This window comes from Vreelandella sp. EE27 (assembly GCF_968206495.1).
On record NZ_OZ309109.1, the window covers coordinates 3,369,254 to 3,390,132 of the forward strand.

24 protein-coding genes are annotated in these 20,879 nt (G+C 62.2%); 15 read left to right on the plus strand and 9 right to left on the minus strand.

The window, feature by feature from the left end; genetic code table 11:
* The first annotated feature begins 392 nt into the window (after positions 1-392).
* From ACWHVV_RS15780 to ACWHVV_RS15820, 9 genes are all read left to right on the plus strand, one after another.
* On the plus strand, positions 393-605 hold the full coding sequence (locus tag ACWHVV_RS15780) for a Flp family type IVb pilin (protein ID WP_447927068.1): 213 nt from the start codon (positions 393-395) through the stop codon (positions 603-605).
* Positions 606-718: 113 nt separating this feature from the next.
* Positions 719-1,174 (plus strand): TadE/TadG family type IV pilus assembly protein, encoded by a 456-nt coding sequence (locus tag ACWHVV_RS15785; RefSeq protein ID WP_447927069.1) that lies wholly within the window; start codon positions 719-721, stop codon positions 1,172-1,174.
* Positions 1,175-1,244: 70 nt separating this feature from the next.
* The gene (locus ACWHVV_RS15790) at positions 1,245-3,494 is read left to right on the plus strand and encodes a pilus assembly protein TadG-related protein (protein ID WP_447927070.1); all 2,250 of its coding nucleotides are present in this window, start codon (positions 1,245-1,247) and stop codon (positions 3,492-3,494) included.
* A complete protein-coding gene (locus tag ACWHVV_RS15795; protein WP_447927071.1) occupies positions 3,484-3,984 on the plus strand; it encodes a TadE/TadG family type IV pilus assembly protein in 501 nt (166 codons plus the stop codon). The genes ACWHVV_RS15790 and ACWHVV_RS15795 overlap by 11 nt, the downstream gene beginning before the upstream one ends.
* Positions 3,985-4,131: 147 nt before the next feature.
* On the plus strand, positions 4,132-5,328 hold the full coding sequence (gene dapC / locus ACWHVV_RS15800) for a succinyldiaminopimelate transaminase (protein WP_447927072.1): 1,197 nt from the start codon (positions 4,132-4,134) through the stop codon (positions 5,326-5,328).
* Positions 5,329-5,382: 54 nt separating this feature from the next.
* Positions 5,383-5,730, plus strand: a complete 348-nt coding sequence (locus tag ACWHVV_RS15805; protein WP_447927073.1) for a Spx/MgsR family RNA polymerase-binding regulatory protein — start codon at positions 5,383-5,385, stop codon at positions 5,728-5,730.
* A gap of 72 nt (positions 5,731-5,802) precedes the next feature.
* Positions 5,803-6,828 (plus strand): 2,3,4,5-tetrahydropyridine-2,6-dicarboxylate N-succinyltransferase, encoded by a 1,026-nt coding sequence (gene dapD, locus ACWHVV_RS15810; protein ID WP_447927074.1) that lies wholly within the window; start codon positions 5,803-5,805, stop codon positions 6,826-6,828.
* Positions 6,815-7,996, plus strand: a complete 1,182-nt coding sequence (gene dapE / locus ACWHVV_RS15815; protein WP_447927075.1) for a succinyl-diaminopimelate desuccinylase — start codon at positions 6,815-6,817, stop codon at positions 7,994-7,996. Before dapD ends, dapE begins: the two co-directional genes overlap by 14 nt.
* Complete coding sequence (locus ACWHVV_RS15820) at positions 7,993-8,382, plus strand: hypothetical protein (protein WP_447927076.1); 390 nt, start codon at positions 7,993-7,995, stop codon at positions 8,380-8,382. The genes dapE and ACWHVV_RS15820 overlap by 4 nt, the downstream gene beginning before the upstream one ends.
* A gap of 67 nt (positions 8,383-8,449) precedes the next feature.
* On the opposite strand, the gene ACWHVV_RS15825 is transcribed toward ACWHVV_RS15820, so the two are convergent.
* Entirely contained in the window at positions 8,450-8,995 is a 546-nt protein-coding gene (locus ACWHVV_RS15825) for a cold-shock protein (protein WP_447927077.1), read from the minus strand.
* Positions 8,996-9,159: 164 nt separating this feature from the next.
* Between ACWHVV_RS15825 and ACWHVV_RS15830 the strand changes: the two genes are divergently transcribed.
* Positions 9,160-9,408: a SlyX family protein gene (locus ACWHVV_RS15830; RefSeq protein WP_447927078.1), complete on the plus strand. Its 249-nt coding sequence runs from the start codon at positions 9,160-9,162 to the stop codon at positions 9,406-9,408.
* 212 nt (positions 9,409-9,620) lie between these two features.
* Here the strand turns inward: ACWHVV_RS15830 and ald are convergent, their stop codons facing one another.
* From ald to radC, 7 genes are all read right to left on the minus strand, one after another.
* Positions 9,621-10,739: an alanine dehydrogenase gene (gene ald, locus ACWHVV_RS15835; RefSeq protein ID WP_447927079.1), complete on the minus strand. Its 1,119-nt coding sequence runs from the start codon at positions 10,737-10,739 to the stop codon at positions 9,621-9,623.
* A gap of 194 nt (positions 10,740-10,933) precedes the next feature.
* Positions 10,934-11,368, minus strand: coding sequence for an acyl-CoA thioesterase (locus tag ACWHVV_RS15840; RefSeq protein WP_447929171.1), 435 nt, complete (start codon positions 11,366-11,368; stop codon positions 10,934-10,936).
* A gap of 45 nt (positions 11,369-11,413) precedes the next feature.
* Entirely contained in the window at positions 11,414-12,604 is a 1,191-nt protein-coding gene (locus tag ACWHVV_RS15845; protein ID WP_447927080.1) for a class I SAM-dependent rRNA methyltransferase, read from the minus strand.
* A gap of 39 nt (positions 12,605-12,643) precedes the next feature.
* On the minus strand, positions 12,644-13,471 hold the full coding sequence (gene mutM, locus ACWHVV_RS15850; protein ID WP_447927081.1) for a bifunctional DNA-formamidopyrimidine glycosylase/DNA-(apurinic or apyrimidinic site) lyase: 828 nt from the start codon (positions 13,469-13,471) through the stop codon (positions 12,644-12,646).
* Between the two features lie 160 nt (positions 13,472-13,631).
* Positions 13,632-13,787, minus strand: a complete 156-nt coding sequence (rpmG, locus tag ACWHVV_RS15855; protein WP_394582617.1) for a 50S ribosomal protein L33 — start codon at positions 13,785-13,787, stop codon at positions 13,632-13,634.
* A 36-nt stretch (positions 13,788-13,823) separates the two neighbouring features.
* Positions 13,824-14,060: a 50S ribosomal protein L28 gene (gene rpmB, locus ACWHVV_RS15860; protein WP_447529991.1), complete on the minus strand. Its 237-nt coding sequence runs from the start codon at positions 14,058-14,060 to the stop codon at positions 13,824-13,826.
* A 226-nt stretch (positions 14,061-14,286) separates the two neighbouring features.
* Positions 14,287-14,961, minus strand: a complete 675-nt coding sequence (gene radC / locus ACWHVV_RS15865; protein ID WP_447927082.1) for a RadC family protein — start codon at positions 14,959-14,961, stop codon at positions 14,287-14,289.
* A gap of 185 nt (positions 14,962-15,146) precedes the next feature.
* Here radC and coaBC point away from each other — a divergent pair, with 185 nt between their 5' ends.
* The 5 genes from coaBC to slmA all read left to right on the plus strand — a co-directional run bounded on the left by coaBC (position 15,147) and on the right by slmA (position 19,878).
* The gene (gene coaBC, locus ACWHVV_RS15870; RefSeq protein ID WP_447927083.1) at positions 15,147-16,421 is read left to right on the plus strand and encodes a bifunctional phosphopantothenoylcysteine decarboxylase/phosphopantothenate--cysteine ligase CoaBC; all 1,275 of its coding nucleotides are present in this window, start codon (positions 15,147-15,149) and stop codon (positions 16,419-16,421) included.
* Positions 16,418-16,873: a dUTP diphosphatase gene (dut, locus tag ACWHVV_RS15875; protein WP_447927084.1), complete on the plus strand. Its 456-nt coding sequence runs from the start codon at positions 16,418-16,420 to the stop codon at positions 16,871-16,873. Before coaBC ends, dut begins: the two co-directional genes overlap by 4 nt.
* Before the next feature lie 11 nt (positions 16,874-16,884).
* Positions 16,885-18,267, plus strand: a complete 1,383-nt coding sequence (locus ACWHVV_RS15880) for a phosphomannomutase/phosphoglucomutase (RefSeq protein WP_447927085.1) — start codon at positions 16,885-16,887, stop codon at positions 18,265-18,267.
* A gap of 84 nt (positions 18,268-18,351) precedes the next feature.
* On the plus strand, positions 18,352-19,251 hold the full coding sequence (argB, locus tag ACWHVV_RS15885) for an acetylglutamate kinase (protein WP_447927086.1): 900 nt from the start codon (positions 18,352-18,354) through the stop codon (positions 19,249-19,251).
* A gap of 18 nt (positions 19,252-19,269) precedes the next feature.
* A complete protein-coding gene (gene slmA / locus ACWHVV_RS15890) occupies positions 19,270-19,878 on the plus strand; it encodes a nucleoid occlusion factor SlmA (RefSeq protein WP_447927087.1) in 609 nt (202 codons plus the stop codon).
* Between the two features lie 121 nt (positions 19,879-19,999).
* Here the strand turns inward: slmA and rpoH are convergent, their stop codons facing one another.
* Positions 20,000-20,866, minus strand: a complete 867-nt coding sequence (rpoH, locus tag ACWHVV_RS15895; protein WP_447927088.1) for an RNA polymerase sigma factor RpoH — start codon at positions 20,864-20,866, stop codon at positions 20,000-20,002.
* Positions 20,867-20,879 lie beyond the last annotated feature (13 nt).

Sequence of the window (20,879 nt, forward strand, 5' to 3'; positions counted from 1 at the left end):
CTCCCAACACTGTGCGCTTGTTTGGTCCATCGACCAGGAGGGCTAGCGTACCGGCAAAGTTAAAATCACCTTAAACCAAAAAGCCTATAAAAAACCGGCTTAATCCGTCATTAAAAAGTACCAACGATAACGTTCAATAGATACCCGACACTTTACACGACAACAAAGAAAAAGAGTGATTGCGTCTCAAACATAACGCTTTCAGCTTTATCTTTAAAACAACTAGCTAATAAAACAACCACTTAACTAAAAGCACTATCTAAAGAAGTAAAAAATTACTCATGAAAATGCGCAAGATGACGATAAATAGATATCGCTTCTTGAACAATGGCTTAAACGATCGATAACCCTCTAGCGGGCCTGCACCGCAAAACTTGAATCGGAGATTCCTAATGAAAGCATTCGTTTCTCTCTACACCTACCTGACCACCCTTCACACCGATAAAAAAGGCGCCTCGGCCATCGAGTACGCGCTGATTGCGGGTTTGATTGCGGCGGGACTGATCGCCATTCTCACAATACTGGGCGACGGTATCGTGGTCTTTTTCCAAGACATCGTGACAGGACTTAAAATTGGTAACGATACACCGCCGACCGATGGATAAAGCCCGGAAAACGATCCCGAAAACAATTGGAAAATCTCTATCGCAACCGTTATAACGCCCGTTTTATAACAATCGTTAAAAGTGATGGTTAACCCAATATTGGCTGAATATCCGTGCCTACTTTAAAAGCGCACCAAACCGGTGCCATCAGTATCGAGTTTGCACTGAGCTTCGTCTTACTACTGGGGCTCTTTTACGGTGCACTGGGGCTTGCCATGCCGTTGTTGCTGAGTGCCAGTTATCAGCAGTTGGCCTCGGATGCATTAAGAGAAGGCCTGGTTTGGAAAAACCATCATCAAGCTACTCAGGACGAGGCGGCGGCACATATCGCCTCGATCATCGACGCCGCATGGATGCCGGCGTCCTGGGTCGCGCCCTGCGCAAGCCAGGACCGCTATTTGACCGTCGCCCCCCTGGAAGGCGCCTGGCATGTCTGCCTGCATCACCCTTCACCGGACACCATACTCCCCCCCATCCGTTTGATGGGCGCTCAATTCCCCCCGCTGCCCGACCAGATAGTGGGGCGCGCCTATTTGCGGACCCTCGAGGTGGCCGTGCCGTCGAATTAGCGGTGACCTTGGGTGAGAACACACCCACCGGAAAAGCGTTTTCCTTCGTTTTGATAACAGGCAGGTGAACATGACCCCGGCTTTTTCTGGCCATCACAGCCCCTTGTATCAGCGCGGTTTCATCAGTGGCCTGACGGCCTTCGTACTGATGACGCTGCTGTTGGTCATGGCGCTATTGGTCGATACCGGGCGGCTTTTTCTCGAAAAGCGCCAGCTGCAGAAAGTGGCCGATATGGCCGCCATGGAGGCCTCTGCCCGCCTGCCGCGGGGTTACTGTGCCGGCGCCCCCGCCCTTGCCCAAACGCTCGCCCTGGAATCCGCCGCCGTTCATGGCTTCGTGCCGGATGCCCAAAGGGCGCTGTCACTGCGCTGCGTGACGCTTGCAAGCCAGGACGGGATGCGCCAGGTATCGCCGATCCCCCACGCCGCCGTCGAGGTCACGGTGAGTCGCTCGACCCCGGCGAGTCTCGTGCTACGGGGCGGCGCCCTGGTCAGTGGTGGCCTTGGTGAGAACGTCACGCTCACTGCCCGCGCGACCGCCCAGCGAAGCGATGCGGTGGCCGCCTTTACGGTCGGCAGCCAACTTCTGCGCCTGGAAAGAGAACGACCGGTGGGGCGCTTTTTGCGCGCGGCCGGGGTCGACACCACGCATCTGACGACTCTCAACGCAAGCGGCGTTGCCAGCACCTACGTAAGCCCGCTGGGGCTTTTCAAAGCGCTCGGTATCGAGACCAGCATCATGGAGTTGTCGCGTATGACGTCCCTGGAGCTGATCGCGCTCACCGATCAAAGGCTTGCCTCGTTGACGCTTGCCCAGTTGATCGACGCGATGGCCCGGAACGTCGACGATGAGAGCTTGCGCGCCTCGCTTCGCGCCTTTGGCCGCGCGATCGCCGCCAACCCGCGGCTTGGCCAGGTCAAGCTGAAACTACTGGGAAGCGACGCCACCGGGCTGATCGAGCTAAAGCGGGACGCCGTGAACAGCACCCGCGCGGTACTCGAAAGCCGCGTGAACCTGGCCGAGCTCTTGGCCGTGGCGCTGCTGACCGGCACCCGCGAGCAGACGATTGCGCTTGAAAGCCACGGGCTTTTCGGCCTCGAGGTAGCGGCCCGAATGGTCTCGGCACCGGTGATCGCCATTGGGCCGGCGGGCAGCCAGGTGCCGGGCGGCCAGCTCAGGCTCGACGTCAAACTCGATACCGCGGGTCTGGCACCGCTCGGCCCCTTTTCCGGGCTGCTGGGCGTACGAGTCAATTTCCCGATCACCCTCGATCTTGGCTCGGCCCAGGCCGAGCTCACCCGGCTACAGTGCCAGTTCGATACGCCCACCGCCGATATTGCGGTAACGACCTCGACCCTGGAGGCCTGCGTGGGGAATTTGGCTGCGCCAGGCGCAGCGCCGGGGCCCCAAAGCTGCGCCGCGCGGCTCGAAAACACCGAGTTTTTAAGGCTTTTCAGCCAGCCCATGCTCGCAGGGCGCTCACATATCAACGGCCTTCGTCACCAGGCCCTTCTGCCCGATATGCGCGCCACGGAAAAACGCACGATTCAACCCGACGCGCTGGCGTTAGGCACAAAGGTCAATCACCTGGTCGGCGATTTGTTGGACATTCTGGCCGGATTTTTCCGCCCGCCTCAGCGCCAAGAAGGGCCGTTCAGCGTTGGCGACAAGTCGCAAGACGTTCTACTCCAGCAGTTGGCCACGCAATACCTGGAGGCGACGAAAGACAGCAGTGGCTTTTATCACATCGAAGATGTGCTTTCCCTGACGCTGAGAGGAATTTCATCGAGCATCGTCAGCGGCCCGGCCCAGATCCCCATTCTCACCAATGACTTTGTCGTCGTCGGCGCGCCGCTTGGTCCGATCCTCTGCCCGCTGGGTATCTGTCCGCAACTACGCTTTGCCGAAGCCTTTAGAAACTACGCTAATTATAGACCCGGCGTACTCGGTACGGTGGCCATACCGATACTAGGCTCCCCTTACCAAGCCTGTGGCTGGACCCGTAACTCGCGCACAAACTGGAACGCCTGCCTGAGAAACAACTTGTTCCAACTGCTCAGGGCCAAGAGCAACCCACCGCTGGAGATGATCAACGTACGAGACGCGCTGATCGTGGCTGACGCCGCCAACACTACCGGGGTCTGCACGGGCAGCGTGTGTCATGTGCTGGGGCCGCTGCTGCGCTCGGTGAAACCCAGCCTGACCGGTGTGGGAACGCTGGTGAGTACGCAGTTGCCCGGGGCACTGGGCGTAACGCTTGGCCAGACCGAGGTCCACCTTCACTCCACCAACTGCGGGGTGCCCTCGATTGCCTATTAAGGCCCAACAGCGCGGCGCCGTGGCGATCGAGTTCGCGGCCATCTTCCTGCTGTTTTTCACCCTGGTGTACGGCGCTTTCGCATTTGCCCTGCCGGCCGTCGCGCGCTTGTCGTTTCAGCACTGGGCGGCGGAGGCAGCCCGCGCGGCAATGCGCGTCGACACCGACGCCCCCCACGCTATGGTGTTGGCGCGGCTGGGCGAGCAGGTGGAGCAGTCGATCACCCATAGCTGGCTTCCCGGTGCCTGGCGTGGCGGCTGCGACGCGCCGGAAAGCGCGCCCTGGCAACCCCTGCCGGGAACGAACTACGGCCACTGGGCGTACGAGGCCCACCCGGCCCCGTCGCGAAGCCCGCGCTACCTGCTTCACGTCTGCCTCCAGGCCAACGACCCCATCGTGCCCCAGGTCAGAATCGGTAACCTGTACCTGCCCCCCCACAAAGACGACAGCGGCCGCCCCTGGGTGCGCGGCTACACCATCACCTATCTTTGAGGCCTCCTCGAGGCGTAATGAGGCGGCCTGGGCGTGACCCGTTTGGCGGATGCTTATTTCCCGGTATGTTTGAGCAAGCCCTGGGGGTTGCCTATAATCGGTAGCTGACAATTTTCAGCCGCCGCCCAGGCCCGCCACGGACCCGCCATGAATCCTGATCTTAACGCGCTGCATCCCTATCCGTTCGAGAAGCTGGCCACGCTGAAAAAGGGGCTGCCCCCCCCCGCCGAGCTCGATCCCATTGCGCTCACCATCGGCGAGCCCCAGCATGCCCCGTTCAAGGGGGCGCTGGAGGCGCTAACGGCGCATCAGCACGAAATGGCCCGCTACCCGGCGACCAACGGTCTTCTGGAGCTTCGTGAAAGCATCGCCAACTGGGCAACCAGGCGCTTCCACCTTACAGGCCTGGACGCGGATCGCGAGATCGTTCCGGTCAACGGTACCCGCGAGGCGATCTTCGCCTTCGTGCAAGCCGCCCTCGATCGCAGCCGGCCAGCCAAAGTCGCGGTGCCCAATCCGTTTTATCAGATTTACGAAGGCGCGACGCTGCTCGCTGGCGGCGAGCCGCACTACCTGGCCTGCACCGCGGAAAACGGCTTTCGCCCGGATTTCTCCCAGGTGGACGCCGCCACCTGGCAAGACGTTCAGATCGTGTTTATCTGCTCGCCGGGCAACCCCACCGGCGCGGTCACCCCGCTTGCCGAGTTCAAACAGCTGATCGAACTGGCCGACGAGCACGATTTCATCATCGCATCAGACGAGTGCTACTCCGAGCTCTATCTCGACGAAGACACGCCGCCCCCGGGGCTATTGCAAGCCTGCGCCGAGCTTGGCCGTTTTGATTATCGCCGCTGCGTGGTGTTTCACTCGCTCTCCAAGCGCTCGAACCTGCCGGGGCTTCGCTCCGGGTTCGTGGCCGGCGACGCCGAACTTCTGGCCCCGTTCAAGCGCTACCGCACCTACCACGGCTCGGCCATGTCGCTGCCGCTTCAACACGCCTCGATCGCGGCCTGGCAGGACGAGGCGCACGTGCGCGCCAACCGCGACGCGTATCGAGAAAAATTCAGCGCCGTAACCGAGGTGCTGGCCCCGGTGATGGATTTTCCCACGCCCGAGGCAAGCTTTTACCTTTGGCCCGCCGTGCCCGGCGGTGACGACATCGCTTTCATGCAGCGCCTGTTTCGCGAAGAGCACGTAAGCGTGCTGCCGGGCAGTTTGATGGGCCGCGCCGATGCCAACGGCCACAACCCGGGCGCGGGTCGGCTGCGCCTGGCGCTGGTCGCCGAGTTAGCACCCACGCTCGAGGCGGCGCACCGCCTGCGCCGGATGATCGAGCAAGGCTAGCTGCGTCGAGCAACCCCCAACGACAACCGCCACGACGCTCAAGGAGACGACTTTATGCTAACGCTTTATGTAATCGACAATTGCGATACCTGCCGTAAAGCGCGCAAGGCGTTGGACGAAAAAGGCCTGGCCTTCAAGACCCACGACCTGCGCAAGGACGGCCTCTCGGCGCCCCTTTTGGAGCATATCCTCGAACAGATCCCGCTGTTGAAGGCGATCAACAAGCAAAGTAAAACCTGGCGCGAACTGCCGGAAGAGGAAAAAGAGGATATCGACGCGACCTCCGGGCGCGAGCTCATTCTCAAGCACCCGACGCTTTTAAAGCGCCCGCTTCTCGAACTCGATAGCCACCAGATCCTGGTAGGCTACAAAGAGGGCGATTACGACACTATTACCCAGTAACGGGTTCACCCAGTAACACCTTACTGGTACGCACACCGTTAGATATCGACACACTTGAAAGGAAGACGCTTTATGCTGAGCTTCGCGCTTGGAATCGGCACGCAAAACACTAAAGGCGACTGGCTGGAAATCTACTACCCGGCCCCGCTTTTCAACCCCGCCGAAAGCCTGGTGGCCGCCGCCCAGAAGGCGTTGGACGCCCCGCAAGGCACGCAAGCGATCAGCTTTTTGCCCGAGGACTGCCAGCGTCTTGCCAGCGCCTTGAAGGACGCCGGCGACGCGGAGCAGGCGGCGATTGCCGAGTCCCTTGCCGACAGCAAGCGCCCGCTGGTCGCCATGTTCATCGACACCGACCAGCCGCCGCAAAGCGCCCCGGAGGTATACCTAAAGCTGCACCTGCTCTCGCACCGCCTGGTCAAAGCTCACGGGCTCGACCTGACCGGGATGTTCGGCCTGCTGCGCAACATCGCCTGGTCGAGCGAAGGTGCGATCGATATCGAAGAGCTGCCCGCGCGGCGTTTGAAAGCGCGCCTGGCCGGCCAGCCGCTTTCCGTGGACTGCGTCGACAAGTTCCCGAAAATGACCGACTACGTGGTACCCAGCGGCGTGCGCATCGGCGACACCGCCCGGGTGCGCCTGGGCGCGTATCTGGGTGAAGGCACCACGGTCATGCACGAAGGGTTCGTCAACTTCAACGCCGGCACCGAAGGCCCGGGCATGATCGAAGGACGTATCGCCGCGGGCGTGTTCGTGGGTAAAGGCTCGGATCTCGGCGGCGGCTGCTCTACCATGGGCACGCTCTCCGGCGGCGGTAATATCGTCATCAAGGTCGGCGAAGGCTGCCTGATCGGCGCCAACGCGGGTATCGGCATTCCGCTGGGGGATCGCTGCACGGTGGAAGCGGGGCTTTACATTACCGCCGGCACCAAGGTCACGCTGCTCGATGACCAGAAAAACGATGCCGGCGTTGTCGCCGGGCGCGAACTGGCCGGTCTAAACGACCTGCTATTGCGGCGTAATTCGCAAACCGGGCGCGTCGAGTGCTTGACCAATAAGAGTGCGGTTGCGCTGAACGAGGCGCTGCATGCCCATAACTGAGCCGGAGGGGCTATCGCCCACGCTCGCGCTCGCCTTCGATCTGCTGGGCCGTGCCTCGGTCACCCCGGACGACGAGGGCTGCCAGGCCGTGCTCATCGAGCGCCTCGAGGCGCTCGATTTTCATATCGAGCGCCTGCCTTTTGGCGACGTGGAAAACTTCTGGGCGGTGCGCGGCCATCACGGCCCGGTGCTGGCCTTCGCCGGCCACACCGACGTGGTGCCCAGCGGCCCGCACACCAGCTGGGAGTTCGCGCCCTTTACGCCCTGTATCGATGATCAAGGGATGCTTTGCGGGCGCGGCGCGGCAGACATGAAAGGCAGCCTGGCGGCGATGGTCACCGCCGTGGAGCGCTTTGTCGCCCGCTACCCGGACCACCCCGGGCGCATTGCGTTTTTGATCACCGCCGACGAAGAAGGCCCGGCCATCGACGGCACCAAGGCGGTGGTCGAGCACCTTCGTGAGCGCAACGAACGGCTGGACTACTGCATCGTCGGCGAGCCCTCCTCCACCGCTTTACTTGGCGATGTGATCAAAAACGGCCGGCGCGGATCACTCGGCGGCGTGCTGCACGTCAAGGGCGTGCAGGGCCACGTCGCCTACCCGCACCTGGCGCAAAACCCGATCCACCAGGCGCTGCCGGCGCTCGACGCCTTGGTGGCCGAGCACTGGGATGCGGGCAACGATTTCTTCCCCGCGACCAGCTTTCAGATATCGAACTTTCGCGCCGGCACCGGGGCCACCAACGTGATTCCCGGCGAGATCGAGGTGGTGTTCAACTTCCGCTACTCCACCGAGGTGACCAGCGAAACGCTGAAGGCGCGTACCGAGGCGATTCTGGCACGCTTCGGGCTCGACGTTCACATCGAGTGGACGCTCAACGGCGAGCCGTTTTTGACCGCCGAAGGCGCGCTGGTGGACGCGGTGATGCAGGGGGTTAGCGAGATAACCGGCTCTGCGCCGACGCTCTCCACCAGTGGCGGCACCTCGGACGGGCGCTTCATTGCCACCCTGGGCGCCCAGGTGGTCGAGCTCGGCCCGCTCAACGACACGATTCACAAGGCGAACGAGCGCGTGCGCGCAAGCGACCTGGAGACCCTCAGCCGCATCTACGAGGCAACGCTGGGTGCGCTGTTCACGCCCGCCAACGCCCGCGAGGACGACCGATGAGTGAGCGCTTTCCCGATATCGAAGTATACATCGCCAAGCTCGACCTGGAGCGGCTGAACGCCTGGCTTGGCCACGTCATCGATGCCGCGCCGCTGGCCCCGGCGGGTAAGCACCAGTGGCGAACCCGCGGCGCACGCCAAGGGGAAGTGATTCCTGTACTGGTAATGGACAAAACCGCCGATGGCTTCGCAAGCCTTTGGTTTGACAGCGCCCATACGCCCTGGGAGAACGACCAGGCCTGCGCCCAGGCCGCCGCAGAGGCGCTTGAAACCGAAGTGCGCTGCTCGCTGGGCGGCTGGAGCCCCGGCGACGACCCGGACGCCTTTTGGCAGGTACTGCCCGACGGCCAGCAAGCGCGCATCGCTTGGCCAGACTCCGGACGCTAGCCCAAAACGCCACAGGCCCCGCGATAGCGGGGCCTGTGGTTTGAAGCGAGGCTACTTTAAAGGGCGTTCAGGATTCGATGATGCTTACATCGTCGGCCTGTAGCCCGCGGTCGTTTTGAATCACGTTGTAGCGCACGATCTGGCCTTCGGCCAGCATGCGCGGCCCGCGCCCGCGAATGGCGCGAAAGTGAACGAACACGTCCTCGCCGTTATCACGGGTAATGAAGCCGTAGCCTTTATTGGTATTGAACCACTTGACCTCGCCCTCTTCACGCCCGTCGTTGGGGTCGATCACATCCTCCGGCTCCTCGTCGGCCGGCTCTTGACGCGGCGCGGCTTTGGGCCGGGCCGGTTCAGCGCGAACGGCATCGGCATTGACCACGACCGGCGGTGCAAATGCCGCCGCCGCCAGGGTGCCGACCAGCAAAACGATAAAGCTACCCAGCGCTACCGCAACATACACGCCGGTCGTGCCGATAATGGCAAGTTCTGAAAGCCACTGTTCAGCCAGCGGCGCATCGGTTAAATGAACAAGACCTGCCAACAGCAGCGGCGTAGGAGCTGCGAGTAATACACTGATCAATAAACAACGCACAACAACTTTTGGATTCATAGATAGTAAAAGCTCTCTTGTTGTAGGAGTAACAAACAAAGGAAAATACACGAAACGATTATAGCAACCCGCCCGTAACGCGATAAACGCAAGCGCCACATCGATTTTTTAACGCCGGGCGGGTCAACCGTGTCGAGCATACACTACAAGGTATTGATCTTATCATGCTAAATGAATTATCGCCTGCCGAGCTCAGCCAACGGCTGGAGACGCTGGAAAGCAAGCTCGCCTACCAGGAGCATTGGCTGGACACCCTCGACCAGGCCGTCGCCCAGCAGGAGCGCCGCCTGGAAAAGCTCGAGCAGCTAAGCACGTTAATGCGCGACCGGCTGCGCGAGCAGCATCAGGCTTTCAACGACTCATCGAACGAAGAGGCACACCGCCCTGAAGACGATGTGCCCCCGCACTACTAGGCTCTGTCTGAAAAGTGCCTGCGCTCGACAATACGGCGTTAAAAATTGGCTCGCGCGCGAGTCCGATCAAAATACTCATTTACACGTGTAAACTCCGTTTTTTCGCCAATTTTTGCCTTGTCTTGTCTTCGCTCGTCGATTTTTCAGACAGACCCTAAGCCTTGCCCTTAAAACGTATTGCCAGCAAACGCCTGGCCATGAAACGCCCCGGGCTAGGCGCCGAGTAGCGGCCCGCTGGCGACGTACTCGAGGCCGAAGGCCTCGGCGACCGCCTTGTAGGTAAGCTTGCCGGCGTGCACGTTGAGCCCTGCCGCGAAGTGGTCGTCGTCTCTGAGCGCCTGCTGCCAGCCCTTGTCCGCCAGCGCCAGTACGAAGGGTAGCGTGGCGTTGGTCAGGCCAAGGGTGGAGGTGCGCGCTACCGCCCCGGGCATGTTCGCCACGCAGTAGTGAACGATGCCATCGACGATATAGGTCGGCTCGGCGTGGGTGGTGGGCCGGCTGGTCTCGAAACAGCCGCCCTGGTCGATGGCGACATCCACCAGTACGCTACCGGGTTTCATGCTTGCAAGCATCTTACGGGTGATCAGCTTGGGCGCCGCCGCCCCCGGGATCAGCACCGCGCCGATGATCATGTCCGAGGTCCTGGCGGCTTCATCCAGCGCATCCGCGGTGGAGTAGACCGTTTTGATGCGCCCCTGGTAGCGGTCGTCCAGGGTCTCCAGCCGGGGAATGGAGCGGTCCAGAATGGTGACGTCCGCGCCGAGGCCAAGCGCCATGCGCGCGGCGTTTTCGCCCACCACGCCGCCGCCGATCACCGTTACCTTACCCGGCGCGACGCCGGGCACGCCGGGTAGCAGCACCCCGGCGCCGCCCTGGGCTTTCTCGAGGCTGTGGGCGCCCGCCTGAACCGCCATGCGCCCGGCCACGGTGCTCATGGGTGCTAAAAGCGGCAGCCCGCCTTTACCATCGACGATGGTTTCATACGCAATGCAGGTCGCGCCGCTTTCGATCAACCCTTGGGTCAGCGTCTTCTCGGCGGCCAGGTGCAGGTAGGTGAAAAGCGTCTGGCCGGGCTTCAAGCGCGCGACCTCCTCGGGTTGAGGCTCCTTCACCTTCAGAATCAGCTCGGCGTTTTGCCAAAGCGCCTCGACGTCGGTTTCGATGCGCGCCCCCGCCGCCTCGAAATCGCCGTCCGCAAACCCGGCGCCTTCGCCGGCGGCCTGCTGAACGCTGACCGTATGGCCGCGCCCGGCAAGCTCGCGGGCACCGGTGGGGGTCAGGGCAACGCGATACTCGTGGTTTTTGATCTCTTTGGGAACGGCGATATGCATGGCAGGCCTCGTGAAGGAATCGGGTTATCTTCCTTCATTACAGCACAGTCAGGCCGTACCGCCAGAATCTGGCCCCAAAACAAGAAAAACGCCGTTAAAGGCGTTTTTCAGTAGAAAATTACCGCGTAAACGATGCTTTCACAGCAAAATCCACGCTAATTTTCCGAGCTCCTCTCACAGGCGACCCTTCCACGCTACTCTTCGATGATGGCCGCCCCGTAGATGCGCTGATACTCGTCGGGCAGGCGCTTGGGCCGCCCGTTCGACAGGGCAGCGCACACAAAGCGGGTGCGGGCGTTGAGCAGGGTTTTGTCGTCCGCCTTGCGCTTGAGCTGAAACCGCCGGGTCAGGCTGAAACGCCCGTCGCACTCGACGATCCAGGTGGCCAGCTGTAGCGCATCATTTTCGAACGCCGGGGCTAGGTAGTCGAGCTCGTGGCGGTGTACCACCATGGCCCTATCGAGCGCCCGGTAGCGCGCCAGATCGAGGCCCAGCGCCTCGGAGTGGGCCCAGCTGATTTGCTCGACCCAGCGCAGATACTCGCTGTTGTTGACGTGCTGGTAGGCATCGATGGCGCGCGCGTCAACGGTGATATCCAGCACGAACGGCTTTGGCAGTACCCACTCCATCATCGCTCCTTACTCCGCCGACCTGGCACCATGGTGGCCTATTGCTTAGTCGCGGTAAACGCGCACACCCAGCGCCTTGAGGTACGAGGTCTCGGGAATGGCCGGGTGTACCGGGTGGTCCGGGCCCTGGTGGCCCTGGTAGATCACCTGGCCGTGACGGTCCTGGTGGCGCACCGCGCCCCGCACCACGTCGACCAGCCGATCCTGGGCCAGGTGCATCGAGCACGAGGCCGAGAGCAAAAGCCCGTCGCGGCCCAAAAGGCGCATCGCTTCGCGATTCAGGCGGGCATAGGCGCGCTCGCCGTTGGGGATGTCCTTGCGCTTTTTGATGAACGCCGGCGGGTCGAGAATCACCACGTCGAACTGCTCGCCCTCGGCCTTGAGCGCGGCGAGCGCCTCGAACGCGTCGCCTTCACCAATGGCCACCTGCTCGTGTACGCCGTTGAGCTCGGCGTTGCGCGCCACCTGCTCGAGGGCCGCGCTGGAGCTATCCACGCACAGCACCTCGCTTGCACCGCTGGCCGCCGCCTGCACGCCCCAGCCGCCCACGTAGCTGAATACGTCCAGCACGCGCTTGCCCGCCACCTGGCCGTTGAGCCACGCCCGGTTGACCCGGTGATCATAAAACCAGCCGGTTTTTTGGCCGTTCAACACCGGTACCACGAAGCGCGCGCCGTTCTCCTCGATCAGCACTTCGTCGGGAAGCGTGCCCTTGACCACTTCGACCTGGGCCTCGAGACCTTCCTGGCGGCGGCCGCCGGTGTCGTTACGGAATACGATCACTTCGGGCTTGATGACCTTCTCGAGGGCGTCGACGATCTCCTCGGAAAGCGCCTGCATACCGGCGGTATTGAGCTGGACGACCAGCACATCGCCAAAACGGTCGATCACAAGCCCGGGCAGAAGGTCCCCTTCGCCGTGAATCAAGCGGTAAAAGGGCTTATCGAACATGCGCTGACGCAGCGCCAGCGCCTGGTTGAAGCGGTGGACGAACAGGGACCGGTCCAGGCGCATTTCCGGGTCGCGGGACATGATGCGCGCGCAGATCAGCGAGTGCGGATTCACGTAGGCCACGCCAATGGCCTTGCCGTTGGAGGCCTCGATCAGCGCGGCTTCGCCAGCGGCGAACTCCTTGAGCGGTGTTTCTTTGGTATCCACCTCGTTGGAGTAGATCCATAGATGTCCCGCCTTCAAGCGGCGGTCGGCATTTTTATTCAAGCGCAGGCGTTGGGTCACAGGTGTCTCCAAAAGCATCGGCAAAGCGTAGGGTTAAGTTTAGCGCTGACACCCCGGGCAGAAAACGCTGGCGCGCTGTCCCAGGATGATACGTTTGAGTGGCTGTCCACAGCGCCGGCAGGGCAGCTCCTGGCGCCCGTAAACGTTGAGCCGCTGGGCAAAGTAGCCAGGCTCGCCCTGGCCGCTGACAAAATCGCGAAGCGTGGTGCCGCCCTGGGTGATGGCGGCGGCCAGCACCTCCTTGACCGCTAACGCCAAGTCCTCATAACGCTTACGCGAGATACGCCCGGCGGCGCGGCGCGGATCGATCCCCGCGATGAAAAGCGCTTCGGCCGCGTAGATATTGCCCGCCCCGACCACCACGCGGTTATCCATCAAAAACGGTTTGACCGCCACGCGCTTGTGTCTTGAAAGCGTGTAGAGCCACTCGCCGTTGAAGGCCTCACCGAGCGGCTCCGGGCCCAGATGGGCCAGCCGGGGGTCATGGGTGCCGTCGCCGTACTGCCAATCGACGAAGCCAAAGCGGCGCGGGTCGTGATAGCGAAGCACGAAGCCATCGGCGGTCACTAGGTCCACGTGGTCGTGCTTTTTGGGGATATCGCCGACCCGGGCAACACGCAGGCTCCCGGACATCCCAAGGTGCCACAAAAGCGTTGCATCACCGGCCGCGCCTGCAAGCGGTATGCGCAAATACTTGGCCCGGCGTGCAACGCTGCCTACCCGCGCGCCGATCAGGCGCGTTTCGAAATCCTCGGGCACCGGTACGCGAAGGCGGCGGTTGCGCACCAGCACCTCGGTAATCTCCTGGCCCTCGATATAGGGCGCTATCCCCAAACGGGTGGTTTCAACCTCGGGCAGCTCGGGCATGGCAACAACCTGTGGTGGCAAAACCTTTCGTCGAAAAATGCCCCAATACCTCGGGGCGCACGGCCGCTTTAATAGCGCCATGCACGCAAAAACCCGGCTTTGAGGGCCGGGTTTTCAACAGGCATATGCCTGCGGTGAAAGCCGATCAGCGTAATCGAAATTACTTGATCTTCGCTTCCTTGTAGATAACGTGCTTGCGGATGACCGGGTCGAATTTCTTGAATTCGAACTTGTCCGGGGTGTTCCGCTTGTTCTTGTCGGTGGTGTAGAAGTGGCCTGTACCGGCACTGGACACCAAACGAATCTTGTCGCGCATGGTTCATTCTCCCAAAAAAGTCGGTGCAAAAGCGGCTTAGATAGTGCTGCCGTTTTTACGGATGTCGGCCAGTACCGTTTCGATACCTTTCTTGTCGATGATGCGCATGCCCTTGGAAGAGACGCACAGCTTCACGAAACGGTTTTCGGATTCGACCCAAAAACGGTGCGTGTGAAGGTTCGGCAAGAAACGACGACGCGTCTTACGCTGGGAGTGTGATACGTTATTACCAGTTACCGGACGCTTGCCGGTAACCTGACATACTTTGGACATGAGAGCCTCCAACCGCTTGGCCAGGACATAAGCCTGAGTGTTCAAAACTGTCGGGCAAACCGGAGCAGGGAGGAAGTCGACGCCCGTGAAGGCTTGGCTTTACCCGAATCCGTTATTCAACCCAAGTTTAAAGGTGGCACTTTATACCAGAGCACCCGGCCAACAGCAAGCAAAAGCGTGCCAAAAGGGTCAAAAAGGCCCTTTAAACGGGAAGACGCCAGGCCTTTTAAAGCCAGCCGCGCTCGGCAAAAGAGATTACATCGCCGTCCCCCACCACGAAGTGATCCAGCACGCGAACATCGAAAAGCCCTAGCGCTTGCGTCAAGCGCTCGGTGATGCGTCGGTCAGCGTCGCTGGGCTCGGCCACCCCGGAAGGGTGGTTGTGGGCCAAAATCACCGCGCCCGCGTTGAGTTCCAGGGCGCGTTTGGCAACATCGCGGGGGTACACCGATGCGCTGTCTAGGGTACCGCGAAACAGCGCTTCATAGCGAATGATTCGGTGCTGGGTATCCAAAAAAAGTACCGCGAACTCCTCGTGACCGAGATGCCGTAGCTGGGAGCGCAGGTAGTGGCGTACAAGCGACGGCGAGGTCAAGGCATTGCCCCGGGCAAGCTGAGACGCCAAATGGCGCCTGGAAAGCTCAAGCGTGGCCTGTAGCTGGGCAAACTTGGCCGCCCCTAACCCGTGGGCCTGACAAAAGGCGCCCTGGTCGGACTCCAGCAAAGGCCGTAAGCCCCCAAAGCGAGTGAGCAGGTCCCGCGCCAGATCCACCGCGGAGCGCCCCTTGACCCCTACCCGCAAAAAAATCGCCAGCAGCTCGGCATCGGAAAGTGCCTGGGCACCCAGCGTTAAAAGCTTTTCTCGCGGACGCTCGCCCTCCGGCCAATGATTGATCCCCATCGTCCCCTCCCCGTGGCGGCCGTGTGTTGTTTAATCGCCACTCCATAAAGCTCACTATACCTGGCTTTTACCCTCGGGGTCGAGCATGCCAAAACGCGCCGCCAAATGGTATGGTGAGCCCCTTTGGAGCGGGCCTTGAAGCGCCCGGCTTTTGACTTATTCAGGCGTTGTTCCTGGGGAGTGTTATGGCTTCGATACAGCCCTTGGCGGGTTCGCCGCTGGCAGGCAAGCGCATCCTGCTGGGCGTCAGCGCCGGCATTGCCGCCTACAAAAGTGCCCAGATCATTCGGCTCATCAAGCAGGCCGGCGGTGAGGTGCGCGTGGTGCTGACCGACGGCGCCCAGGCGTTCATCACCCCGCTAACCCTACAGGCGCTTAGCGGCGAGGCGGTGAGAACCTCGCTTTTAGACCCGGACGCCGAGGCCGGCATGGGCCATATCGAACTGGCCCGCTGGGCGGATGCGCTCTTGATCGCGCCGGCCACGGCGGATTTGATCGCCCGCCTGGTCCATGGCCTGGCCGACGACCTGCTGACCACGCTAAGCCTTGCCTGCGAGGCGCCAAGGCTGATTGCCCCGGCGATGAACCAGGCGATGTGGCGCCACCCGGCCAGCCAGCGCAACGCCCGGATGCTCGAGGCGGATCAGTGGCAGGTGATTGGACCCGCCGCCGGCGAGCAGGCCTGCGGCGACGTGGGCCCCGGGCGCATGAGCGAGCCCGACGAAATCGTCGAGGCGCTCGCCAAGCGCATGAGCGCCCCGCCAGCGTTTGCGCAAGCGCACCGCCCCCACGTGGTGATTACCGCCGGCCCCACGCGTGAGGCGCTCGACCCGGTGCGCTATCTCTCCAACCATAGCTCGGGAAAGATGGGCTATGCGTTAGCCGCCGCCGCTTTCGAGGCGGGTTTTCGGGTGACGCTGATCAGTGGGCCGGTGAACCTGCCCACCCCGGCCGGCGTTACCCGTATCGACGTCGAAAGCGCCCTCGAAATGCACCAACAAGCGCTCGAACTCGCCTCCCAGGCGGCGCTTTTCATCGGCTGCGCGGCGGTGGCGGACTACCGCGCCGAGCACGCCGCCGAGCATAAGTTGAAGAAAACCGACGACAGCGACACGCTCACGATCACCCTGGTGAAAAATCCGGATATTATCGCCGAGGTCGCGGCGCTGCCGAAGGAGGCGCGCCCCTTCGTGGTGGGTTTTGCCGCCGAAACCCGGGACGTGGCTCACTACGCCCGGGACAAGCTTGCGCGCAAGAACCTCGACCTGGTGGTGGCCAACGACGTCGCGCAACAAGGCCTGGGCTTTGGCAGCGACGACAATGCCGCGCTGCTCGTCTGGCGCGCCCCCGAGGGCACTGACCAGCTCAGCGCCCCACCCCAACCCAAAACGGCGCTGGCTCGTTTGATTATCGAAAAAGCGCTTTCCCTGACCGATTCAACCGCTGGAGCCGCCCCATGAGCCGCCCCCCCTTGAAGTGCAAGGTGCTCGATGAGCGCATGCTGGACTACCTGCCCACCTACGGCTCCGAAGGTGCGGCGGGTATGGACCTGCGCGCCCTGCTCGACGCCCCGCTGACGCTGGCCCCGGGGGATTGCGAGCTGATCCCGACCGGGCTTGCGATCCATATCGAAGACCCCGGCCTTGCCGGCATGATTCTGCCCCGCTCCGGGCTTGGCCATAAGCACGGCATCGTGCTGGGCAACCTGGTGGGCTTGATCGATTCGGACTACCAGGGGGAGCTGATGATCTCGGTATGGAACCGCGGCCAGGCGAGCTTCACGCTCGAGCCGTTCGACCGGCTGGCCCAGTATGTTTTGGTGCCGGTGGTTCAGGCCACGCTCGAGGTCGTCGATAGTTTCGAGGACAGTGTGCGCGGCAGCGGCGGCTTTGGCAGCACCGGCAGCCAGTAAGGAGTTCGACCATGACGGTACCCGCTTCGATATTTCGCGCCTACGATATACGCGGCGTCGTCGATGACACCCTGACCGAGGCGACCACCGCGCTGATCGGCCAGGCGATTGGCAGCGCGGCCGCTGCCCGGGGCGAGCGTACGGTCATCGTCGCCCGGGACGGGCGCCTTTCCGGGCCGCGGCTACAAAAGGCGCTCATCACGGGACTTTTGAGCGCCGGTGCCGACGTCGTCGATATCGGCATGGTGCCGACACCGGTGCTCTATTTTGCCACTCATACGCTGGGGGTGGGCCGCTCCGGGGTGATGGTCACCGGCAGCCACAACCCGCCGGCGTACAACGGCTTCAAGATCGTACTGGGCGGCGAGACGCTCTCCAGCGACACCATCACCGCGCTCTACCAGCGCATCGTCGATGGTGCGCTCGATGAAGGCGAAGGCCGCTACCGTGAAGTCGACGTACGCGCGGCGTATCTCGAGCGCATTCTTGGCGATGTGAGCGTGACGCGCCCGCTACATGCCGTCGTGGACTGCGGCAACGGCGTGGCCGGCGAGCTCGGCCCCGAGCTGATCCGCCGGCTCGGCGTTCAGACCACGCCGCTTTTCGACGAGATCGATGGCCACTTTCCCAATCACCACCCGGACCCTGGCAAGCCGGAGAACCTCGTCTCGTTGATCGAGGAGGTCGAGCGGCGCGGCGCGGATATAGGACTTGCCTTCGACGGTGACGGCGACCGGCTGGGTGTGGTGACGCCGCGCGGGCGCATGATCTACCCGGATCATCTTCTGGCGCTGTTCGCCACCGACATGCTCACCCGCCACCCGGGCGCCGGGGTGGTGTTCGACATCAAGTGCAGCCGCACCCTTCCGCGCGTCATTCTGGACGCCGGCGGCGAGCCGGAGATGTGGCGCACCGGGCATTCGCTGATCAAGGCGCGCATGATCGAAACCGGGGCGCAGCTGGGGGGCGAAATGAGCGGGCACATTTTCTTCAAGGAGCGCTGGTACGGCTTCGACGACGGCCTCTACGCCGCCGCCCGCCTTTTGGAGATTCTGGCGGCCAGCCCCCTTGATGCGGATGCGCTATTTGAGCGTTTTCCCCAGGAATTCAGCACGCCAGAGATCAACCTGCCGGTGGCGGATGAAGAAAAGTTTGGCCTGGTGGAAGTGCTTGCCAGAGATGGCGACTTCGGCGAAGGTATCAAGACCACGATCGACGGCATACGCGTGGACTATCCGGAAGGCTTTGGGCTTTGCCGGGCGTCGAACACCACGCCGGCGCTGGTGCTTCGCTTCGAAGGGGAGAGCGAAGCGGCCCTGGCCGATATACAAGCGCGCTTTGCCCGTGCGCTTGCCCGCGCCGCCCCCGCGCTCGATACCGGCCCCATCCGTTAGCCTATCGCGTCACACAGAGCGCGCTTTAAAAGCGCGCCATAAAGGCCCAAGCGCCGCTAAAAAATCAACGCAAGGGATAAAGCAATGAATGCGAACACCCACGACCCCCGGGTCGTCGTGGAGGTGCTGTCCGAAGCGCTTCCCTATATTCAGCAATTTTCCGGCAAAACGGTCGTCGTGAAGTATGGCGGCAACGCCATGACCGAAGACACGCTGATCAACTCCTTCGCCCGCGACATCGTGCTGATGAAAGAGGTCGGCATCAACCCGGTGGTGGTTCACGGCGGCGGCCCGCAAATCGGAAGCCTTTTGGAAAAACTCAACATCGAGTCGCGCTTCGTCAACGGGATGCGCGTCACCGACGCCGAGACCATGGACGTCGTCGAAATGGTGCTGGGAGGGCTGGTCAATAAAAGCATCGTCAATTTGATCAACCAAAGCGGCGGCAAGGCGATCGGGCTGACCGGCAAGGACGGCGCCCAGATTCGTGCCCGCCAGCTCAAGGTCGAGCATAAAAGCCCGGAAATGACCGCCCCGGAGATCATCGATATCGGCCACGTCGGCGAGGTCGAGTCGATCTCCACCGACCTGATCGAAATGCTCGCCCAGCGCGATTTCATTCCCGTGATCGCGCCGATCGGCGTGGACGATGCGGGCCACAGCTATAACATCAACGCCGATTTGGTGGCGGGCAAGCTCGCCGAGGCGCTCAGCGCCGAAAAGCTGATGCTGTTGACCAACGTGGCGGGGCTGATGAACGGCAAAGGCGAGGTGCTGACCGGGCTGACGACGCGCCAGGTCGACGAGCTGATCGCCGATGGCACGATCCACGGCGGGATGCTGCCGAAAATACGCTGCGCGCTGGACGCCGTAAAAGGCGGCGTCGTCAGTGCGCAGATCGTCGACGGCCGCGTGCCTCACGCCATCCTGCTCGAGATATTCACCAAGGCAGGCGTGGGCACCTTGATCAGTGACGCAGGCTAAGCACAAGGGATCAGCACCATGAGCGATGACAATAAACCTCGCCGCCGCGAACAGATCCTGCAGGCACTGGCCATCATGCTCGAAGAGGACAGCGGCAAGCGCATCACCACCGCTGCCCTGGCCCGCCAGGTCGGCGTGTCCGAGGCGGCGCTCTACCGCCACTTTCCGAGCAAGGCGCGGATGTTCGAAGGCTTGATCGACTATATCGAAGAGAACGTGTTCGCGCGCATTACGCGCATTCTCGAGGACATTCCCGAAGCCGAGCGCCGCTGCGCGACGATTCTCTCGCTGCTGCTGGGCTTTGCCGAGAAAAACCCCGGGCTTGCCCGGGTGCTCGGCGGCGATGTCCTGACCGGCGAAACCGCCCGCCTGCGACAGCGTGTTCATCAGCTGTTCGAGCGTCTGGAAACCCAGTTCAAGCAGATTCTGCGCGAGGCCGAGATCCGCGAAGGACTTCGCCCGACGATTACCGCCTCGGCGGCGGCGAACCTGCTGATTACCCAGGCCGAGGGGCGCATATCGCAGTACGTGCGCAGCGATTTCAAGCGCGCCCCCACCGAGTACTGGGAGGACCAGTGGCCGCTGATCGCAAGCGGGCTTTTACGAGAGATCGCCCAGCCCGCCTAACCGCGTTTTGAGCGCATAAAAAAGCCCCGGCGATGAGCCGGGGCTTTTTATTTCAAGGGCTTTGTATTTCAAGGACTTTGCATTTCAAGCGCTGTTCTTTTCGGGGGCTTTCAGCGCCGCCCTAGGCTGCCACGCCCTCACCCATTTTCAGACGAAGCTTTTTCATGGCGTTCTTTTCGAGCTGGCGGATACGCTCGGCGCTCACGCCGTAGACATCGGCCAGGTCGTGAAGCGTCGACTTGTCATCGGTCAGCCAACGGCGCTGAAGGATGTCCCTGGAGCGCTCGTCGAGCTCCTTGAGCGCGCCCTGAAGACGGCGCGTGGAGTCCTCTTCGAAGTCGCTGTCCTCGAGCTGGGTGGCCGGGTCGAGGGTGGCGTCGTCGAGAAACTGCGACGGGGACTGGTAGGGGCTATCTTCGTCGTCGCTTGGCGAGGCGTCGAAGCCCGCGTCGAACGCCGAAAGGCGGCCTTCCATATCGCGCACGATCTCGGGTTTGACGTCCAGATCCTTGGCAATCGCATCGACTTCGTCGTTGTTCAACCAGGCCAAGCGCTTTTTGGCGCTACGCAGGTTGAAGAACAGCTTGCGCTGCGCTTTGGTCGTGGCGATCTTGACGATCCGCCAGTTGCGCAGCACGAACTCGTGAATCTCGGCCTTGATCCAGTGAACCGCGAAGGAGACCAGGCGCACGCCCTGATTGGGGTCGAAGCGCTTGACGGCCTTCATCAGGCCTACGTTGCCTTCCTGGATCAGGTCGGCCTGGGCCAACCCGTAGCCCGAGTAGCTGCGCGCGATGTGTACCACAAAGCGCAGGTGCGACATGACCAGACGCCGCGCCGCTTCGAGATCACCGTCGTCGTGAAGGCGGAACGCAAGCTCGCGCTCCTCCTCGACGGTGAGTACGGAGATGCCGTTAACCGCTTGAATATAGCCGCCCAAGTCATTGCCTGGAGAGAGCTGCCCCACCGGTAGAAGACTAGTACCCATGCTGATGGTCTCC

Excerpts from the sequence above, each read along its gene's own strand:
- ACWHVV_RS15780 (WP_447927068.1), top strand. The coding sequence starts at position 393 with ATGAAAGCATTCGTTTCTCTCTACACCTACCTGACCACCCTTCACACC.
- ACWHVV_RS15790 (WP_447927070.1), top strand. The coding sequence starts at position 1,245 with ATGACCCCGGCTTTTTCTGGCCATCACAGCCCCTTGTATCAGCGCGGT.
- dapC (WP_447927072.1), top strand. The coding sequence starts at position 4,132 with ATGAATCCTGATCTTAACGCGCTGCATCCCTATCCGTTCGAGAAGCTG.
- ACWHVV_RS15805 (WP_447927073.1), top strand. The coding sequence starts at position 5,383 with ATGCTAACGCTTTATGTAATCGACAATTGCGATACCTGCCGTAAAGCG.
- dapD (WP_447927074.1), top strand. The coding sequence starts at position 5,803 with ATGCTGAGCTTCGCGCTTGGAATCGGCACGCAAAACACTAAAGGCGAC.
- dapE (WP_447927075.1), top strand. The coding sequence starts at position 6,815 with ATGCCCATAACTGAGCCGGAGGGGCTATCGCCCACGCTCGCGCTCGCC.
- ACWHVV_RS15820 (WP_447927076.1), top strand. The coding sequence starts at position 7,993 with ATGAGTGAGCGCTTTCCCGATATCGAAGTATACATCGCCAAGCTCGAC.
- ACWHVV_RS15825 (WP_447927077.1), bottom strand. The coding sequence starts at position 8,995 with ATGAATCCAAAAGTTGTTGTGCGTTGTTTATTGATCAGTGTATTACTC.
- ACWHVV_RS15830 (WP_447927078.1), top strand. The coding sequence starts at position 9,160 with ATGCTAAATGAATTATCGCCTGCCGAGCTCAGCCAACGGCTGGAGACG.
- ald (WP_447927079.1), bottom strand. The coding sequence starts at position 10,739 with ATGCATATCGCCGTTCCCAAAGAGATCAAAAACCACGAGTATCGCGTT.
- ACWHVV_RS15840 (WP_447929171.1), bottom strand. The coding sequence starts at position 11,368 with ATGGAGTGGGTACTGCCAAAGCCGTTCGTGCTGGATATCACCGTTGAC.
- mutM (WP_447927081.1), bottom strand. The coding sequence starts at position 13,471 with ATGCCCGAGCTGCCCGAGGTTGAAACCACCCGTTTGGGGATAGCGCCC.
- rpmG (WP_394582617.1), bottom strand. The coding sequence starts at position 13,787 with ATGCGCGACAAGATTCGTTTGGTGTCCAGTGCCGGTACAGGCCACTTC.
- rpmB (WP_447529991.1), bottom strand. The coding sequence starts at position 14,060 with ATGTCCAAAGTATGTCAGGTTACCGGCAAGCGTCCGGTAACTGGTAAT.
- radC (WP_447927082.1), bottom strand. The coding sequence starts at position 14,961 with ATGGGGATCAATCATTGGCCGGAGGGCGAGCGTCCGCGAGAAAAGCTT.
- coaBC (WP_447927083.1), top strand. The coding sequence starts at position 15,147 with ATGGCTTCGATACAGCCCTTGGCGGGTTCGCCGCTGGCAGGCAAGCGC.
- dut (WP_447927084.1), top strand. The coding sequence starts at position 16,418 with ATGAGCCGCCCCCCCTTGAAGTGCAAGGTGCTCGATGAGCGCATGCTG.
- ACWHVV_RS15880 (WP_447927085.1), top strand. The coding sequence starts at position 16,885 with ATGACGGTACCCGCTTCGATATTTCGCGCCTACGATATACGCGGCGTC.
- argB (WP_447927086.1), top strand. The coding sequence starts at position 18,352 with ATGAATGCGAACACCCACGACCCCCGGGTCGTCGTGGAGGTGCTGTCC.
- slmA (WP_447927087.1), top strand. The coding sequence starts at position 19,270 with ATGAGCGATGACAATAAACCTCGCCGCCGCGAACAGATCCTGCAGGCA.
- rpoH (WP_447927088.1), bottom strand. The coding sequence starts at position 20,866 with ATGGGTACTAGTCTTCTACCGGTGGGGCAGCTCTCTCCAGGCAATGAC.